At 51.2% G+C, this 15,948-nt stretch carries 10 protein-coding genes and 1 riboswitch; all 10 genes read right to left on the reverse strand.

The window, feature by feature from the left end; genetic code table 11:
* Entirely contained in the window at positions 1-1,686 is a 1,686-nt protein-coding gene (locus DWZ45_RS10080; protein WP_118468952.1) for a DVU_1551 family NTP transferase, read from the reverse strand.
* Between the two features lie 11 nt (positions 1,687-1,697).
* Positions 1,698-2,099: a NifB/NifX family molybdenum-iron cluster-binding protein gene (locus DWZ45_RS10085; RefSeq protein ID WP_022360477.1), complete on the reverse strand. Its 402-nt coding sequence runs from the start codon at positions 2,097-2,099 to the stop codon at positions 1,698-1,700.
* Positions 2,100-2,229: 130 nt separating this feature from the next.
* Positions 2,230-4,119, reverse strand: a complete 1,890-nt coding sequence (locus DWZ45_RS10090; protein WP_118468954.1) for a DVU_1553 family AMP-dependent CoA ligase — start codon at positions 4,117-4,119, stop codon at positions 2,230-2,232.
* Between the two features lie 29 nt (positions 4,120-4,148).
* Positions 4,149-5,675, reverse strand: a complete 1,527-nt coding sequence (trsS, locus tag DWZ45_RS10095; RefSeq protein ID WP_207663862.1) for a radical SAM (seleno)protein TrsS — start codon at positions 5,673-5,675, stop codon at positions 4,149-4,151.
* Between the two features lie 168 nt (positions 5,676-5,843).
* Positions 5,844-6,080 (reverse strand): DVU_1557 family redox protein, encoded by a 237-nt coding sequence (locus tag DWZ45_RS10100; protein WP_022360474.1) that lies wholly within the window; start codon positions 6,078-6,080, stop codon positions 5,844-5,846.
* Positions 6,081-6,085: 5 nt separating this feature from the next.
* Positions 6,086-8,380 (reverse strand): pyridine nucleotide-disulfide oxidoreductase/dicluster-binding protein, encoded by a 2,295-nt coding sequence (locus DWZ45_RS10105; RefSeq protein ID WP_182426661.1) that lies wholly within the window; start codon positions 8,378-8,380, stop codon positions 6,086-6,088.
* Between the two features lie 414 nt (positions 8,381-8,794).
* On the reverse strand, positions 8,795-11,716 hold the full coding sequence (locus tag DWZ45_RS10115; RefSeq protein WP_022359117.1) for a molybdopterin cofactor-binding domain-containing protein: 2,922 nt from the start codon (positions 11,714-11,716) through the stop codon (positions 8,795-8,797).
* A gap of 85 nt (positions 11,717-11,801) precedes the next feature.
* Complete coding sequence (locus tag DWZ45_RS10120; RefSeq protein WP_118468960.1) at positions 11,802-12,242, reverse strand: DVU_1555 family C-GCAxxG-C-C protein; 441 nt, start codon at positions 12,240-12,242, stop codon at positions 11,802-11,804.
* A gap of 193 nt (positions 12,243-12,435) precedes the next feature.
* Positions 12,436-12,555, reverse strand: a riboswitch (molybdenum cofactor riboswitch).
* A 585-nt stretch (positions 12,556-13,140) separates the two neighbouring features.
* Positions 13,141-13,848, reverse strand: coding sequence for an FCD domain-containing protein (locus tag DWZ45_RS10125; protein ID WP_118468962.1), 708 nt, complete (start codon positions 13,846-13,848; stop codon positions 13,141-13,143).
* A gap of 257 nt (positions 13,849-14,105) precedes the next feature.
* On the reverse strand, positions 14,106-15,794 hold the full coding sequence (locus tag DWZ45_RS10130; protein ID WP_227589458.1) for a peptide ABC transporter substrate-binding protein: 1,689 nt from the start codon (positions 15,792-15,794) through the stop codon (positions 14,106-14,108).
* Positions 15,795-15,948 lie beyond the last annotated feature (154 nt).

Below are 15,948 nucleotides of genomic sequence, written 5' to 3' on the forward strand. Positions count from 1 at the left end.
TTACAGTAATGCCTCCGCACGCTTTGCCAGCTGATACCGCCGTTCCACGCCCTCCAGCGCCTCCGGGTTATCCTTAAATTTCTCCCGTTTTGCCGCAAACCGTTCTTCGATCGTTACACGCCGTTCTCCCTGTACCTGCTTGTCCGCCAGGTACACAATCAGGCTTTCATTCAGATATCCCAGCTTTTCTTCCGGCAGATCCATATGATCCGCAACGATATCCGCGATCCCGGTATGTCCCAGAAGCCGCAGCCATCTCGCCCCTGTTTCCGGATGTTCGGGATATGCTTTGGCGATGTCGTGAAGAAGCGCCGCCGCGTAGATTTTATATTTATCAATTGGGGGGCTTTTGTATGTCATCTCCACACACGTTTCCGCCCTATGCTTTAGAACTCTATCTGCCAATTTCACGGCCAGCTCCGCAACCACCCGGCTATGGCGCACCGTCGCCTCCGGCGTGCGGAACCATGCAAGCAGACGTTCACACTCCTCTTTGTCCGGGACAGGTCGTTTTCTCTCCCAGTCACGCAATTTCTGAAACTCTTCCTGGGTATCCGCATCAAACGCGCAGCCCGGATCCGGCACATCCAGGGAAATCCGGCGGATTCCCGGCTGTTCACAAGCACCTTTAAGCCCCATCGTCCCGTCATGCTGCAGCAGTTTTGCGATCACATCTGCACGGATCAGAAGCGGATGCCCCGGTGTTTTCTCATACTCCGGGAGATAGACATCCCAATCGCCCTCCGCAAACCGGTATTTTTCATATTCCAGCGTAAATGGCGTAAACAGCGGCACATCCACCGGGAAAAAGAAAATGCCATCCAGCGTCTCTTTTCCTGCCGTTTTCCGCTTTTTCTCATAATAGGAAAGCCCCAGGCAGACGGAATCAAACATTTTCGTCTCCGCATACGCCGGATTGTGGATGAAATGGATTCCCGGTCCCGCAGCCGCCGCGCGTATATCTTCCGCCCGGCGTCCGGTAATGATCGTGATTTCATGTACGCCGCACGCCCGCAGCGTCTGTATCTCACGTTCCAGAACCGTCTGGGCGCCGAGCTTCATGAGCGGTTTGAAATCCCCCATCCGCGAGGATCGCCCCGCCGCCGAGATCAAGGCGTCAAATACATAATCCTTTCTTTCATACACCTGTCCGTAGCCAAAGGGAATCTGCAGAAGTTCTGCCTTTTTCCGCTTCTCCCAGCCGCTGATCAGTGTCCGGAACCAACCCGCGTGCCCGATTACCAGAATATCGCCCCGGCTCTTCATCCGGAGTTCATTCCAGGTTGTCCTGGCGCGCCCTGCACAATCTGCAAAACTCTCTCCCTGCGGCGGTCGGAAATCGTACATATCTGCCCCTCGTGCCACATACTCCGCTGGAAACTGTTCCCGGATTTCATCGAAGGAATGACCATCCCATTCCCCCATGTCAATCTCCGCCAGACCATCTACGACCTCAATCGGAATACTTCTGTCAATCACTTCCTGCAGGATCGCGGCTGACTCCCGGCAGCGCTTTAACGGGCTGGTATAAATCTTTTCAATTCTGCGTCCCGCAAATGTCTCCCCCAGCGCCCGAATCTGTGTCCGCCCTTCCTCTGAAAGCGGCAGATCCGTCCGCCCGATGCAATATTTCCGTTCATCTGGAAATTCCGGCTTTCCATGCCGGATCATATAAATCGTCCGCATTCTATCCTTTCCTAGTGCTCGTGTTCCTCTTCTTCCCCACACTCGCAGCTGAAATCATGGCTGTGTCCAAATGGTCCCGGTCCGCCGATGTAATCGCGGATCAGCTCCAGTTTATAACGGTTCATATAGCTATATGCCTTCTGAACCGTATGCCCGCTTCCCAGATAACGGGTCACGCCCGCCTTTACCAGTATCTCAAACGGTTCTTTCTCGATCGGTCCGCAGATGACTGCCTCACAGTCATGTTCTACCACCTTCTTCGCAAATACCAGATTGTCCGGATCCTGTTTTCCATAGACATGGAAAATCTGGTTCTTGTCCGCGTCAATAATCATCAAAAACGGACTCTCCTTAAAAGTCGCCGGCACCAGTCCGTCGATCTCCTCTGTCTCTGATGCAATCGCTATGTTCATTTTTTTCTCCTTGTTCTTGTCAAATTTTACTGATTTTTTTCAAAATTTCTCGATTATTTTTAATTTTATGATACTGCAATTAAAACTTATCGTCAAGTTTTTCATGATATTGAATTTTACCACTCATTTTTCATTTTTCCTCGATGATTAGCCGCCTTTTTCCCGAACCGATATAGGGGGAAATTTCTTTTTCTATCACTGAGACGGTCAGGCAGTTCCCAAAGTATTCCGTTAATGCTGCTTTGACATTTTTCACTCTGCTTCCTACCGTATCTGCATAACCCGCTTTCTTCATAACAGCCACCGTCAGATGCTTCTGCGCCGCATTGTAAGATGCCTGAAAATCTTCCACCTCATCCAGGGCAAATAAAAGCTCATCTAATAGGTGCATGGAAAGCACCTTGCCGCCGGACAGCCGGACGCTGTCATCCAGCCGTCCCTCAACCTTATCAAGTCTAGGCTTTAAACATCCGCAGGCACACGGTTCTGCAATCATCCGCCCCAGATCGCCGGTCCGATAGCGCACAAGCGGCATTCCCCGCCGCCGAAGCGTTGTCAGAACCAGCTCGCCGTATTGCCCTTCCGGAACCGGCTGTCCCGTCTCCGGATCCAGAATCTCAATCAAAAGGTCCCGGTCCCGCATATGGTAACCCGCGCGCGCCCCACACTGTACGCCGCCGCCGTAACCAGTTTCCGTCATACCCCAGTGCGTAAAGACCCGGCAGTTCCAGGTTCTTTCCAAAAAACGCTGCACGCTGACCGGCACATAATCAGCACTTAAGAGCACTGTTTTCGGGCGGAGTCCCGGCGCATGGGCTGCCAGCGCATACATCTGGCTTGGGACACCGATCAGGCAGTCTGCCCCCTCGCCGTCCCGCGCTGCCGCTTCCATATCGTGAATCAGTCCGTGAACCTTCGTCTCCACCCGGATGCGCCCCAATCCCTCTTTTAAAAGTCCTCCAATCGAAAAAAATCCCGGTCCTTCCATATAAACCGTGACCCGATCGCCCGGCTTTACCATGTACTGCATCCCTGTTTCAAAGAAATCCGCCGTCTGCATCAGATCATCTTCGGTAAAAAACAGGCGCTTCGGTGCCCCTGTACTGCCGGAGGTTTTCAGCGTGATGATCCGCGCGATCTCCTTGGCTGGAACACATAAAAATGTTTCCGGCTCCGCTTTCAGTTCCTCCGGGGTTGTGAGGGGAAGTGTGCGGAAATCCGCCCATGAAAACGAATCCGGCGCGAGCCGTACATCGGAACCTGCCATTTCCCCAAGCTGTCCCCAGACGGATGTAAATTTCTTCTGATAAAATGGACTTTTCTCCTTTACATACGAAAGTGTCCGCCATAACCCGGACGGCTGCGCCGCTGCAATAAAATAACCGCAGCCCGCTTCTTTTAAAATCTTCCGTTCCGCCCCCAGCGCCGCGCAGACGGATTCCAGATTTCCATCGAAGATCTGCTGCCCGATCCACTCCGCCAATGTTCCCGACGCGTCCTGCATCTTTGCAAGCACAAATCCCGCCTCCGCCAGCCGGTCACGGATTGTTTTAGCAGACTCCAGCCGTCCCAGCATCCCGTCTAAGAAAAGCTCTTTCTTCCGGGCATACATATCGCTCATCAAAAGCCATCCTTCCGGTTTTAACACCCGGTACGCCTCCCGGAGCGCCGCCGCCGGTTCCGCAGCCTTGGAACAACTGCATTCCATCAGAATGATATCCGCCGTCTGATCTGGATATGGCAGTTTCTCCGCACATCCAGTCTCTATCCAGCCAGGTTCATGCACATCCGGATTCTTATCCAAGCCGGAAATCTGCCAGTCTGGGAAATGCTCAGAAAGCCATCGCATCGTGCCGCCGGTTCCGCAGCCGATGTCGATGACGCGAAGCGGCACTACAGGGTCTGTAGACTCCGTCTCTGCCGCTCCCGCCTCCGGTATCTCAATTCCCGCAAACTGGAACATCTGCCTCGTCAGCGCAAATCCGCCCGGTCGGCAGAGACTGCTCTCATTTGTATCCATTTTTTGCACCTCTCCTTTCTGCGCTTCTATTATCTGCCTCTTTCCATCGGAGACAAGTAGTATGCACAGAACGGAATCTTCTTCCCGTCTTTATACACATGCAGGCTGCACTGGCGCAGGCGCTCGATATCGAGATTTCCGGCATCCTGAAACGCCATAGATGTGATCGTGAAGCCATGGCTTTTTGCACGCTTTAAGAAGTCCTCCATATTTGTTATGTCAACCGACTCTTCTTCACAGCAGCAGGATTCTGGTTCGGGCTGAGTTCCGCCACAACAACAGTTTCCTGGTTCCGGCTGTGCTTTCTCCAACAGATACGCATCTGCATTGGCATCGCAGCAGCAGCTTTCTTTTTCCGGTTGACTTTCTCCACAACAGCAAGCCTCACTCTCCGGCTGTTTTTCCCCGCAGCAGCAGGTCTCTTCCAAATCGCGCCGTTCCCAGCGGCGTCCGACAAATTCTCGGTTCTTCTCCGCCGGATCCGGACCGCAGCAGCAGCCTTCGCCCTCCGGTTCTGTCTCGGTTTTTCCACTATAATTTGTCAGCGGCATCAATTTATCCCCAGGCATCACGATGAAATCCCCGTGGAACCCACACATCGGGTGATCGCAGCAGGATGGCGCGATCTGTTCCTCTTTGATAAGACCGCCGCTCTGGCTGACAACCGCCTCCAGAAGCTCATCCAGCGTATAGCGGTCATCATCCGCCGGAAGCTCCGGGATACGTCCAAAATAGCTGACCGGCTGGAAATGCACACCGCGCACATACGGCGACCGCTGAATGGCAAACCGGATGATGTCCCCGATCTGCTCCGTATTGACGCCCGGAACAATGACCGGAACAAGCGTCACGCCGATTCCATACCGGCCGCACTGCTCGATCGCCCGTTTTTTCACTTCCAGCATCGGGCGGCGGCGCAGTTTTTCATATACGGCATCGTCCACGCCGTCAAACTGCATAAATACAAACGAAAGTCCCGCATCCGCCAAACGCTTTACAAACGCCTCGTCCTCCGCCAGGCGCAGACCGTTGCTGTTTAACTGCACATATTTACAGCCAACCTGCTTCGCATACGCCACGATCTCCGGCAGATCGTCCCGCACTGTCGGTTCCCCGCCGGAAAGCTGCAAAAGTGTCTTTCCCGGCTCCGTCAGATCGTCGATCCAGCGTTTTACCGTGTCTAAGGACGGATCCTGCGCCCCGTCCGGCTCCGCAAAACAGAAGGTACAGTTCATATTGCACCGCGCTGTGATCTCCAGCAGGGTACAGCAGGTGGCGCGCCTGTGCTCCGCACACAGACCGCAGCCCGCCGGGCAATTTAGATTTTCATTTTCTCCCACCGCCGGACGTTCCCCGCGCCAGTCGGCAAACTTGCGCTTATTTCTCCAGATTACACTGGAAAATGTCCCGTGATCCGGGCAGGTTTTTACCAGATATATCTGCTCGTCCCGCTCTTCCCGCTTTGCCGGAATGCGTTTTAAACAAACCGGGCAGACACTGTATGTATGGCGCATTTCTTCTGGCAGGAGGGCTCTGTCCTGTACGTTCATTACCATTGTCTTTCATCCCCTTATCTCAATTCATTACAGTTCTCCCATGATGAACCAGCCGCAGATGGGCTGTGTTCTCATGTTCACACATGGCAAATCCCCGCAGCCAGACTGTCTCACCTATCCTTTTCAGATCCAAAAGCATCTCTCATGAATCATACTTATATCTACTATCTACTTATCTTCCAGCTCTCTCTCCACATCCGCCATACGCCCTTTTACCAGCGCTTCCGGCAGATATACCTCGCCGCACTTCGGGCAGCACAGGATCTCGGTGTGGAAATTGTGCCCCAGATAGTCAAAAAATGTGGATTTCGGCACCATCTCCACCTGACACCGGCGGCAGATGACTTTTTTCTCCAACGCCTCTTTGATCCGCTGATCTCTTCCGCCTCCATCGATCGTCGGCATACTCATCACTCTCCTTCCAGATTCATGCGGTGGCTGTAGCCATTCCAGAGCTTATAACCGCCGTCCGGCAGCACCTCGTACTCTGCCCAGTAGGTCATATGCTGGATCTTCAGATGCCCGATCCGATGTCCTGTCTCCGGGTCGATAATACCGCGATCTTCCCGCTCACAGTGTTCAATGACCTGCTCCATATCTTCGATCAAAATCTGACCCGCTGACAATTTGCGTTCCAGCTCCTTCTCAACTTCTAATTTCATATGTGTTTCCTCTTCGATCGTCTCATTCCAGTACGTCTTAAGCAGTTCCCGTTTCGCCGCCAGGCGGTTGTGCCAGCGCTCCGTCACCGTCGCCGCCGGGCGTCCCGCGCCATTTAACCCAAACAGCAGATCGAGGATATGAACTGCCTCCTTGCCCTGTCCGGCAAAGGACTCCCGGCAGTTGACGCAGTAGGTCACATACGGCAGTTCCTCCTCTTTTGCACGGGAAGTTGTCATATAGCTTGTGTGGCTCGGAGAAGCAATCCCGATATGCCCGCCGTATCCGCAGCAGCGCGCCTTTTTCCCGTCATACGGCAGATTTTCCCACGTAATCCCCGCCGCATCCGCCAGATGGCGCACACTCTCCTGCAATTCCGGGTAATAGCGGCTGGCGCAGGGATCAAACAAGGCATACGGCTGCGCTTGCTGGGTACTTCCTGCTTCCATTTCACCCTTTTCAGCATTGTCCGGTTCCAAAGCAGCATCTTTCTCCACGCCCCACTCTTCCATCACTTCCGCCAGAAAGACAACCGGAAGCTCCGGCAGGTATTCTTCAAACATCTTCCGGCAGTTCGGGCATGCTAAAACCACTGTCGGTTCGCCAAGCTCTCTCCACTGCCGCCGCATTTCCTCCAGATGTGCCGCGTGGATGTCCACTTCGCCTGCCCACTCGGCAGGCGCACCGCAGCAGGTCATCCAGATCGCCGCATCCGGCTTTTTGGAACGCAGCCACTCATACGTCCGCGTCACATAGCGCGGATCCGAACCGGCGAGCTGACATCCCGGAAAGAATGCATAGGAACTCTTTTTAACATTCTCCGGTTTCCGCGTAAGCCCCGCTTTTCCGGAGGCATACGCCATGTCACGCAGCCAGAAATCGTGGAATGGCCACGGCATCGCGCCTTTTTTTTGCATTGCCCGCATACTGTCAAGCAGAAACTGGCTGAAATCGATATGCTGCGGACAGACTTCCTTGCAAAGCCCGCAGTGGTCGCAGGTGCTGATCAGTCTGGTCGCCCACGTACCATCGCGCGATAACGTACCGGGATGGATTGTTATGTAAACCTCTTCATACAAACGGCGCGGTGTTTTCTCATGCAGGCGCATCAGATCACAGGCACGCATACAGGCATCACACGAACACTTCTGGCAGCGCGTGATCTCCTGCATCGCCTCTTCCTCCGTATACGATTCCCCGTTTGCCGGAACCACCCGATCGGCACGCTCGATCCCATTCGTTTGAAGCTTTAAAAGTGTCCCTTCCTTTCGAAATGGCTCATTCATGCCGCCCGTTTTCAGATACCGTTCGATCGCAAGCGAAACCGCCAGCCCATCTGCCAGCGCCTTCATGCTGTCGCCGCCTGTCAGGGAACCTCCAATGAAAACGCCCGGTGTCCGGGTTGCAAATGCACCGTCCGGGTCCATTTCCAGACCAAAGTCCGCGCCATCTGCCCCAGTTGCCACATACACAGCATCATAGTCCGCCCGGAGTGCCTCCAGATCCGTTACCGTTTCACCGAGATGGCGTGAAAATTCCTCAAACTGGAACTGTGCCTCGATCTCCGCATCAAATTCCGCCGGATCCATCTGGTTTCTCGCCTGACCGCCCAGAACCATTTCCCGCTCATAAACCGTTACCTCGTACTTTTTATTGCAGAGACGCAGTGCACAGCCAAGCCCCGAAAGACCGCCTCCGACGATCGCGATCTTTTTTCCTTTCGACGGCAGGTTATACGCATTCGGTGCCTTCCGCTTCGCGTACTCGACAGTCGCCCGCTCTAAAAGCCCGATCGCGATTCCCCCGTCCAGCTTCGCACGCAGACATGCCTTCTCGCACGGATGGCTACACAGCTTCGACACAATATCCGGAAATCCCACCGTATTCTGATAGGTCCGGTACGCCGCGTTGAAACGGCCCTTTTTCCACTTTTCTTCCAGCCCCTTGATATCCAGCCGGAACGGACAGGCTGCCTGGCAGAACGGCGGCTCGTTCTGATGGCATTTCTCCGCCAGCGTCTTCTCAAAATCTTCCAAATAGCTCACAGGGCGGACCTCCCTTCTTTTCTCCTGCATTTATCGTTACTGTTCACGCATACGTGCCCAGTAACGAAATTTGCCGTGGCTTCGCATTTAAATACGGCAAATTCCTGCTGCCACCACGTTTTCTTACGGCACTTTCGGTTCCAAAAGTGCCTACCCGTGAACAGTAACCATTTATCCTCTCCCAGAATCATTTATCCCGTCCTCCATCGATAAGTAAAAATTCTAAGAGCCAACTTTTAATACTTTTTATTATATACCATAATTACAAAAAAGCCGCTGCAAAACCTACCTCTCTAAACATAGATTCTGCAGGTTCGCAGCAGCTTTTATTTAATTCTTATTTACAATCACGCGATACGCCTTGCCGCAGCTGCCCGCTTCATGTGCAGCCACGCATTCCTCTTCCGAATCGGATTAGAACGGACGCTCTGCCGTCGGATCATCCAGGGATACGTAGAAGCTCTGGGTTCCTACCTGTACCGGATTCTCTTTGATGTTCTCCAGTTCCTCATACATATCGGAACCAAGGAAGTACTTCTTCGGCTCGTACGGTTTCTCGCCCTTTGCGATTGCATCCAGACCAGCTTTTACCTTCTCCGGAAGTGCCGGGATCTCATGGATACGTACGCCGCAGGCATTGTAGATACCATTCAGAACTGCACAGTGACCAGATGCCTGGAATGCCTCAGAAGCACCTGAAGAACCGAACGGACCATCAGAGATAGCGCCATCGATATGAATCAGGTTGATATCATCCGGAACATCCTTGATGTAGGAAGTACCAGCGCCAAACATGTTCGCATGTTTCTTAACGTCTGCGTAGTCCTCTTTCAGGGCGAAGCCGATACCATGCATGATACCGCTGTATGCCTGACCGTTAACAGCATCGATATTACCGATACGTCCAACGAAGTCAACACAGGTGAATTTCAGAACGGTAGTCTTACCGGTCTTAGTATCAACCTCAACCTCTGCCAGGTTCAGGCAGTATGTGAATGCCGGAGTCGGGTCGCCGATACCGGTATTCGGATCCAGACGGCACAGACCCGGAGTTGTGTTGGTCTCGTAACGGCCAAGATACTTGGTCTCGATGCCTTCTGCCTTCATCTCATCATAGGTACGAAGGGTACCATCTTCTTTTCTCATAGCTGCCAGAAGCTTGTTAGCTGCGATGATGGTTGCATTACCATCCATGTACAGGGAACGGCTGGCACCAGCCATACCGGTATCCGGACAGGTCTTGGTATCATTCTGAATCAGCTGGATATCTTCTGGTGTCAGATGCATTTCTTTCAGAGCTTCCAGTGTTACTACCAGAGAACCGGTTGTAGCACCCTGGCCCATTGCATGCCATGTGTCGTATTTGCGGATCTTGTTGCCCGGCATAAGCTCAAGAGCAACCTCAGCGCTGTCGCCGCCGCCCTCAGTAACGTTGAAGCCGCCCCATGCGATACCAACGCCTCTTCTCTTCTCCGGTGTGTCAGCTGCTTTCGCATCAGCCACTGCCTTCTCATAGATTGGACGCATGGTATCCATGATCTTCTCCATCGGATACTGCGGATATACATAGCTGTTGATATTCTTATCGCCTTCACGGCAGATATTCTTATAACGGAACTCGAACGGATCCATGCCCAGTTCTTCTGCCATCATATCCATCAGCGGCTCGCTGAGTGTATATGCCTGCGGAGAACCGTAGCTTCTGTAAGCAGTACCAAATGCATGGTTTACGTTGGCTACACGAACCAGACCTGCTACGTTCGGTACATTGTACGGGAAGAAGGTGAAACGTGCCGGTTTGGTCATAACGTCGTCACCGCCCCAGGAGTAAGCGCCGTGGTCCATACCGATATCAAACTCAGCAGCCAGGATCTTACCTTCGTTATCACATGCCAGACGGCCATTGGAGTATGCCGGGCAGCGTTTGCCGCTGAAGTGCTGATGCTCTTCATAGGACATGGACAGGGATACCGGCTCGCCGGTGACTACGGTACAAGCTGCACACAGTGCGATATCGCCTGCGTTAGTAGACCATCCAAAGCTTGCGCCGGTCGGGTTCATGATGATACGGTATTTATCCTTCGGTACACCAAGGCAGTTACCCAGACGTCCGATCGAGGAGTATACACACTGGGATTTACACTGAATGGTCAGCAGGCCATCATCGCCCCAATAAGACTGAAGTACACAACCCTCGATGGAAAGATGCGGCTCACGGGAGGAGGAGAAGCTTCCTTCTACTACATGCGGTGCTTTGTCGATTAAGTCTCTTACCTCTTCTGCATCTTCCAGACCTGCTCCCTTTAATACCGGCTGCTCGCAGAAGATGTTCGGAGTATCCTCATGGATACGGATAGCATCCGGCATAACTGCATCCAGATATGTCAGATACTCTGGCAGCTGCTCGTATTCCATCGTAACCTTAGCGGCTGCTGCACGAGCCTGACGATGTGTATGAGCTACTACCATAGCGATAACATCACCGTAACGATAGATCTTCTCATCCTGAAGAACTTTACGGGATGGTGTCATAACAGTACTTCTCTCATGGAACTGACCCTCAGCCATGATGTTAGTTCCGCCTGCTGCGATAAGATCTTTTGCTGTGATAACCTTAACAACGCCCGGCATCTTCTCAGCTTCCTCAGTATGGATAGCCAGAATCTTTGCATGATGGGTAACCTTCGGCTGAACGATAGCTGCATATAAAACGCCCTGCGGCATCTTAAGCGCCTGATCATCGCCGTAGTCGGTCAGGCCACAAACTTTACCAAGTGCATCCTGACGAACAACCGGTTTTCCGTAGTAGTTGCCATCTTCCGGATTGTGGAACTTGATATCTTCGATGCTGCACTCGCCACGCATAACCTTAGCTGCAGCCATAACTGCATCTACGATCTGTTTGTATCCGGTACAACGGCATACGTTTCTTGTCTTCTGGAACCAGTCACGAACCTCTTCACGGGTCGGATCCGGGTTCTGCTCTAACAAAGCATATGCGGAAACGATGAAGCCCGGTACACAGAAACCACACTGTACAGCACCGCAGTTCATCCATGCAACCTGTAACGGATGCAGATGCTGCGGAGTACCGATACCCTCGATGGTGGTAATCTTGGAATACTCTTCTACCTGGCTGATTTTCTTGGTACAGGAACGGATTACCTGTCCGTTCAGAATGATGGAACATGAACCGCAGACACCGGTTCCACATCCAACCTTAACACCGGTCAGACCGATCCGGCGCAGAACATCTGACAGTTTATCGTTTTCCGGATCGCACATAAACATACGATCCACACCGTTGATGTTCAACATCATTTTTCTTAATTTCATTCTGTTTCGTCCTCCTTCTTTAAAATAAATAGAGCCCTGATGCTTCCGACTATCCTTCCGCATCATACCTAATACTTACGATTCCTTAGTCATCCGCGTTTTCCAGCATCTCTGCCAGATCCGCCAGATCCACGCCATAGTCTTCCAGAAGTTCTCTGGCCTTGCGGTAGGTATTCTCTACCACCTGGGGACACCGAAGTGCCTTGTTGGCCATGTTATCTCCTAAAATCGAACGGCAATCACTTCCTCCATAGATTTCACCATAGTTTTCCTGAAACCAGTCTGCCAGTTCCGGTATCATCTCGCTGTATGCCGCTTCCGGCTCAAAGAGCGCCATCATCATCGCCGCACCGGTCAAAGCTCCGCAGGTCAGCCCGCTTCTGACTCCCAGGCAAAGTGATGCAGATGCCTTCAGAAGGCTCGGGTTCTCCTCGCCCTTAAGGGTAAGTCCCAGTGATACAAGTGCCTGACTGCAGCAGCTTCCCGATAAAAGCAGCTGGTTCAGTTTTTTAATATCCGGCTCCATCCGCACCTCCTGTTCTTAGAAACACAAAAAGAAAAGCGGCACCGCCTCTGAAAAGACAGTACCGCCTAACGTATCCGAGTTTGTATATACATCTGCACCTATAGATATGGATACACCTATATCTATACCTATCTGCCAGCACATATATACCCTATCTATACAAGAAGCCTGACAGCTTCCCGTATCCATCGATGTAAAGCGAATCTCTCTTTCTTTTCAAATGCGGAAGGCACTTCCATTTCCAGATGTACCCATTGGCCTGACTGCATACGGTTTCCCGCTTAGCAATTTCGGCTCGAAAAACAGATTGTTTCTATTTTGGTTTTGATACCTCTATGGTACTCTGCTTTTCATCGAAAGTCAATCTCATTTTTCATAATTTTGAAATTTTTACATCGACAGGACACTTGTTCGCCCCTTATTTTACCTCAATACGGGATTTTCAACATGCTATTTTACCCTTGTAATATCTGTTTACTTACAGACTTTCAGCATAACTTCCGTTCAAATGTTGTATTATTTGAAGATTTGTATTCTTCCTTTCTACTATTTGATCGAGTATTTTTTAAAAAAATAACGATCCACACGCTTTCATAATTTTTCATTTTCATTTGTTTGAATGTGAATTTTGTTCACTTTAACTTCATTTATATGAATTTCATATCTTTTCAATTCATAATCAAACATGAATACCTGTTATTTATCCGCTATAAATCCTCACATTTTTAAGTATCTTTTTTTCATTTTCTTTTTCTGTTTTAAATTTTATTCTGCAGACCATTATTTTTTATTTCAGATAACGCAAGCATATTTAAGAACAGAATTCATGCACATACAAATTCCGCATCGAAGATGTGATTTGCATAAATTTTTTCTTAATTTATAATCCGTACAAATCCTACTTTCTCCCCGCAAAATACGCCTGCAGGTTCTCCCCTACATGCTCCAGATGCCGCTCCATCTCCCGGCGCGCCAGTGCCCCGTCTCCGGCTTCAATCGCTGCCAGAAGGCTTTCGTGTTCATTTTCCCGGACTTCGTCAGAGCGGACTGCTGCCTGGTTGAAGCGCGCATAAGCGTCCTGGTCGGTCAGGATGAGCTTTAACATCCGCAGGATAGACGGACTGCCTGAGAGATGCGCGATCTTCAAATGGAACGCCAGATCTTCCTCGCTCCCCGCCCTTCCATGGCGGATTGCATAGAGATAGTCTGCCTGCAGATCTTTTAATTTCTGCAATTCCTTCGGATCAATCCGCTCCGCACACACCTCCGCCGCATATCCCTCCAGGAGTTTCCGCACCAAAAGAATATCCTCCAGCCCGCTTTTTGTCTCCATCGATGCCGCCTCAATAAGCTCATTCGCCGCCTTCATCTTCTCCCGGCGTGACCGTTCTTCTTCCAGAAAGCGTTCGCCCTGCGGCGTCAGGATCCGCCCCTTGTTCTGCACCTTGACAAGCAGCCCTGCTTTCTCCAGCTCCAGAAGCTCCCGCCCGATGCTGGCGGACGGAAGATGCAGGATCTGCGCCAGCTGGAGTGCTCCCGCCGGGGTGTTTAAGTCCTGCATGGCTGTCAGTATTTCAAAGCTGCTGTTTCGTTTTTTCCCTGCCATTTTTCCACCTCAATACTCTGTACTATTTCTATGATTGTATCATCATTTCCGATTCGTGTAAATCATCCCTTACTGTATCGTACGGAATTTTCAGTTCAGAAAATTTCTACCTGTGAACCGTTACAAGCAGGCTGCAGTTTGACAGCGAAAATGCCATAAAATAACAAAAAAAGCGAACCGCAGGGTACATTTTCTCACTCTGCGGTCCGCTTCGAATCTAAAATCATTTCAGATTTTGATCCATCTGTTTTTATTTATTACTTTTTATCTACATTGATGAACAGATAAGGAAGTCCTACGGAGTAGTACTGGATACCGCTTACATCCGGATTGGTCATAACGGCTACAGACTGTCCGTAAATCGGGAACAGAACACACTGATCTGCCAGCGTCTTCTCACAGCCAACTAAAGCTTCCCAACGAGCATCCTGGTCGAGTGCCAGATCGCCCTTCTTTGCGGACTGGATGGTTGCATCGTAGTCTGCATCGGAGAACTGGGAGTAGTTGGTGGAGCTGCCGGTTATCCACATATCCAGATCAGTCATCGGATCTGCGTAGTCCGGACCCCAGCGGGTAAGACCGATATCATATTCACCTTTCTGCATGTATTCCAGACGGGCTTTCTTCGGAAGTACCTGAAGTTCGATGGTCAGACCCGGCAGGTTGTTCTGCCACTCGCTCTGTAAGAACTGTGCAACAGCCTGTGCAGAATCAGTATCTTCACACATTAAAGTGAAGGATAAGGAATCTTTGCCAAGCTCGCCAAGGCCTGTCTTCCACAGCTCTTTTGCTGCCTCTACATCGTAGGTCCAGCTGTCATATGCGCTGCCTGCTGCCTCACGGAAATCTTCGCCCTTTTCATTGGTTGCAAGGCCCTGCGGTACGAAGTAATCCATCGGTGTTGAACCATCCTTCAGAACACGGGTTGTGATCGCTTCTTTGTCATACGATTTTGCCAGTGCCTTACGGATATTTACATTGTCAAGCCCCTCTTTCTTCATGTTCGGGGTCAGATACCAGTTGTAACCGTCACTTCTGGTGGAAAATCTCGGATCATCCTCATACTGCTCTACCAGGTTACCGCTTAAGGTTACAACGTCCAGATCGCCATTCTCAAAAGAAAGGGCTGCTGTCTGGCTGTCGGTAATGATCGAGAACTCAACACCGTCCAGTTTGACATCGGATGCACCGAAGAACTGATCATTCTTTACTAATTCTACCTTCATGGCAGACGGCTCATAGGAAGATACCTTGAACGGACCATCTGCTAACAGGGTATCTGCGGAAGTTGCAAAGTTGCCGCCGCAGCTCTCTACAAATTTCTGATTTAAAGGCAGGAAGCATGCGCCGGATGCCATCAGGTAATCAAAGATAGCACACGGAGAGCTCAAAGTTACGACTAATGTCTTATCGTCCGCTGCCTCTACCCCCAGTTCCTCAACCGGTTTTTCACCTGTTGTTACCTCTTCTGCATTTGCGATGCAGGCGGTTGTGATAAAGAACTGGTAATCACTTGCAGTTGCCGGATCGGCTACTCGTCTCCATGCGTAAACGAAATCGTTTGCCGTTACCGGATCGCCGTTGGACCATTTTGCGTCGTCACGGATCTTGAAGGTCAGGGTCAGACCATCCTCGGACTTCTCCTCACTCTCCGCCACGCCGTAAACCGGAGCACCTGACTCATCCTTGGTCATCAGGCCCATCATAAACTGGGAGATAACACCACTGGATGTGTAGTCGTTGGAAAGTGCCGGATCCAGGGAGTCTACCAGAGTGCTTGCCTGATAGCGAAGCACCTTGCCGCCCTCAGCCGAGCTGCCGCCCTCTTCGCTTCCAGATTCAGCCGCTGCTGTCTCTGTTGTCTGGGTCGAGCCGCCGCAGCCTGCCAAAAGTCCAGCAAACATGGCAGAAGCCAGCGTCCACGCCATTACTTTTCTTAGCTTCATAATACTTCCTCCTTTTTTGTTTTTTTAATAAAACCAAACCATTCCCGTTTCATGCTGCATTTCCTGGTCCCGGCTGTCTATCCTCAGTTGTCTGCTGGTTCGGCTCATCTATAAAATCACCCGCTAAACAGGTCATTTTATCACATTTATTATG

Origin of the sequence: Clostridium sp. AF32-7AC (assembly GCF_003477925.1) — a bacterium.
GTDB lineage: Bacteria > Bacillota > Clostridia > Lachnospirales > Lachnospiraceae > Otoolea > Otoolea fessa.

What these genes read in the sequence shown, in the direction of transcription:
- DWZ45_RS10080 (WP_118468952.1), bottom strand. Translation starts at nt 1,686, where the DNA reads ATGCGGACGATTTATATGATCCGGCATGGAAAGCCGGAATTTCCAGAT.
- DWZ45_RS10085 (WP_022360477.1), bottom strand. Translation starts at nt 2,099, where the DNA reads ATGAACATAGCGATTGCATCAGAGACAGAGGAGATCGACGGACTGGTG.
- DWZ45_RS10090 (WP_118468954.1), bottom strand. Translation starts at nt 4,119, where the DNA reads ATGGATACAAATGAGAGCAGTCTCTGCCGACCGGGCGGATTTGCGCTG.
- trsS (WP_207663862.1), bottom strand. Translation starts at nt 5,675, where the DNA reads ATGGTAATGAACGTACAGGACAGAGCCCTCCTGCCAGAAGAAATGCGC.
- DWZ45_RS10100 (WP_022360474.1), bottom strand. Translation starts at nt 6,080, where the DNA reads ATGCCGACGATCGATGGAGGCGGAAGAGATCAGCGGATCAAAGAGGCG.
- DWZ45_RS10115 (WP_022359117.1), bottom strand. Translation starts at nt 11,716, where the DNA reads ATGAAATTAAGAAAAATGATGTTGAACATCAACGGTGTGGATCGTATG.
- DWZ45_RS10120 (WP_118468960.1), bottom strand. Translation starts at nt 12,242, where the DNA reads ATGGAGCCGGATATTAAAAAACTGAACCAGCTGCTTTTATCGGGAAGC.
- DWZ45_RS10125 (WP_118468962.1), bottom strand. Translation starts at nt 13,848, where the DNA reads ATGGCAGGGAAAAAACGAAACAGCAGCTTTGAAATACTGACAGCCATG.
- DWZ45_RS10130 (WP_227589458.1), bottom strand. Translation starts at nt 15,794, where the DNA reads ATGAAGCTAAGAAAAGTAATGGCGTGGACGCTGGCTTCTGCCATGTTT.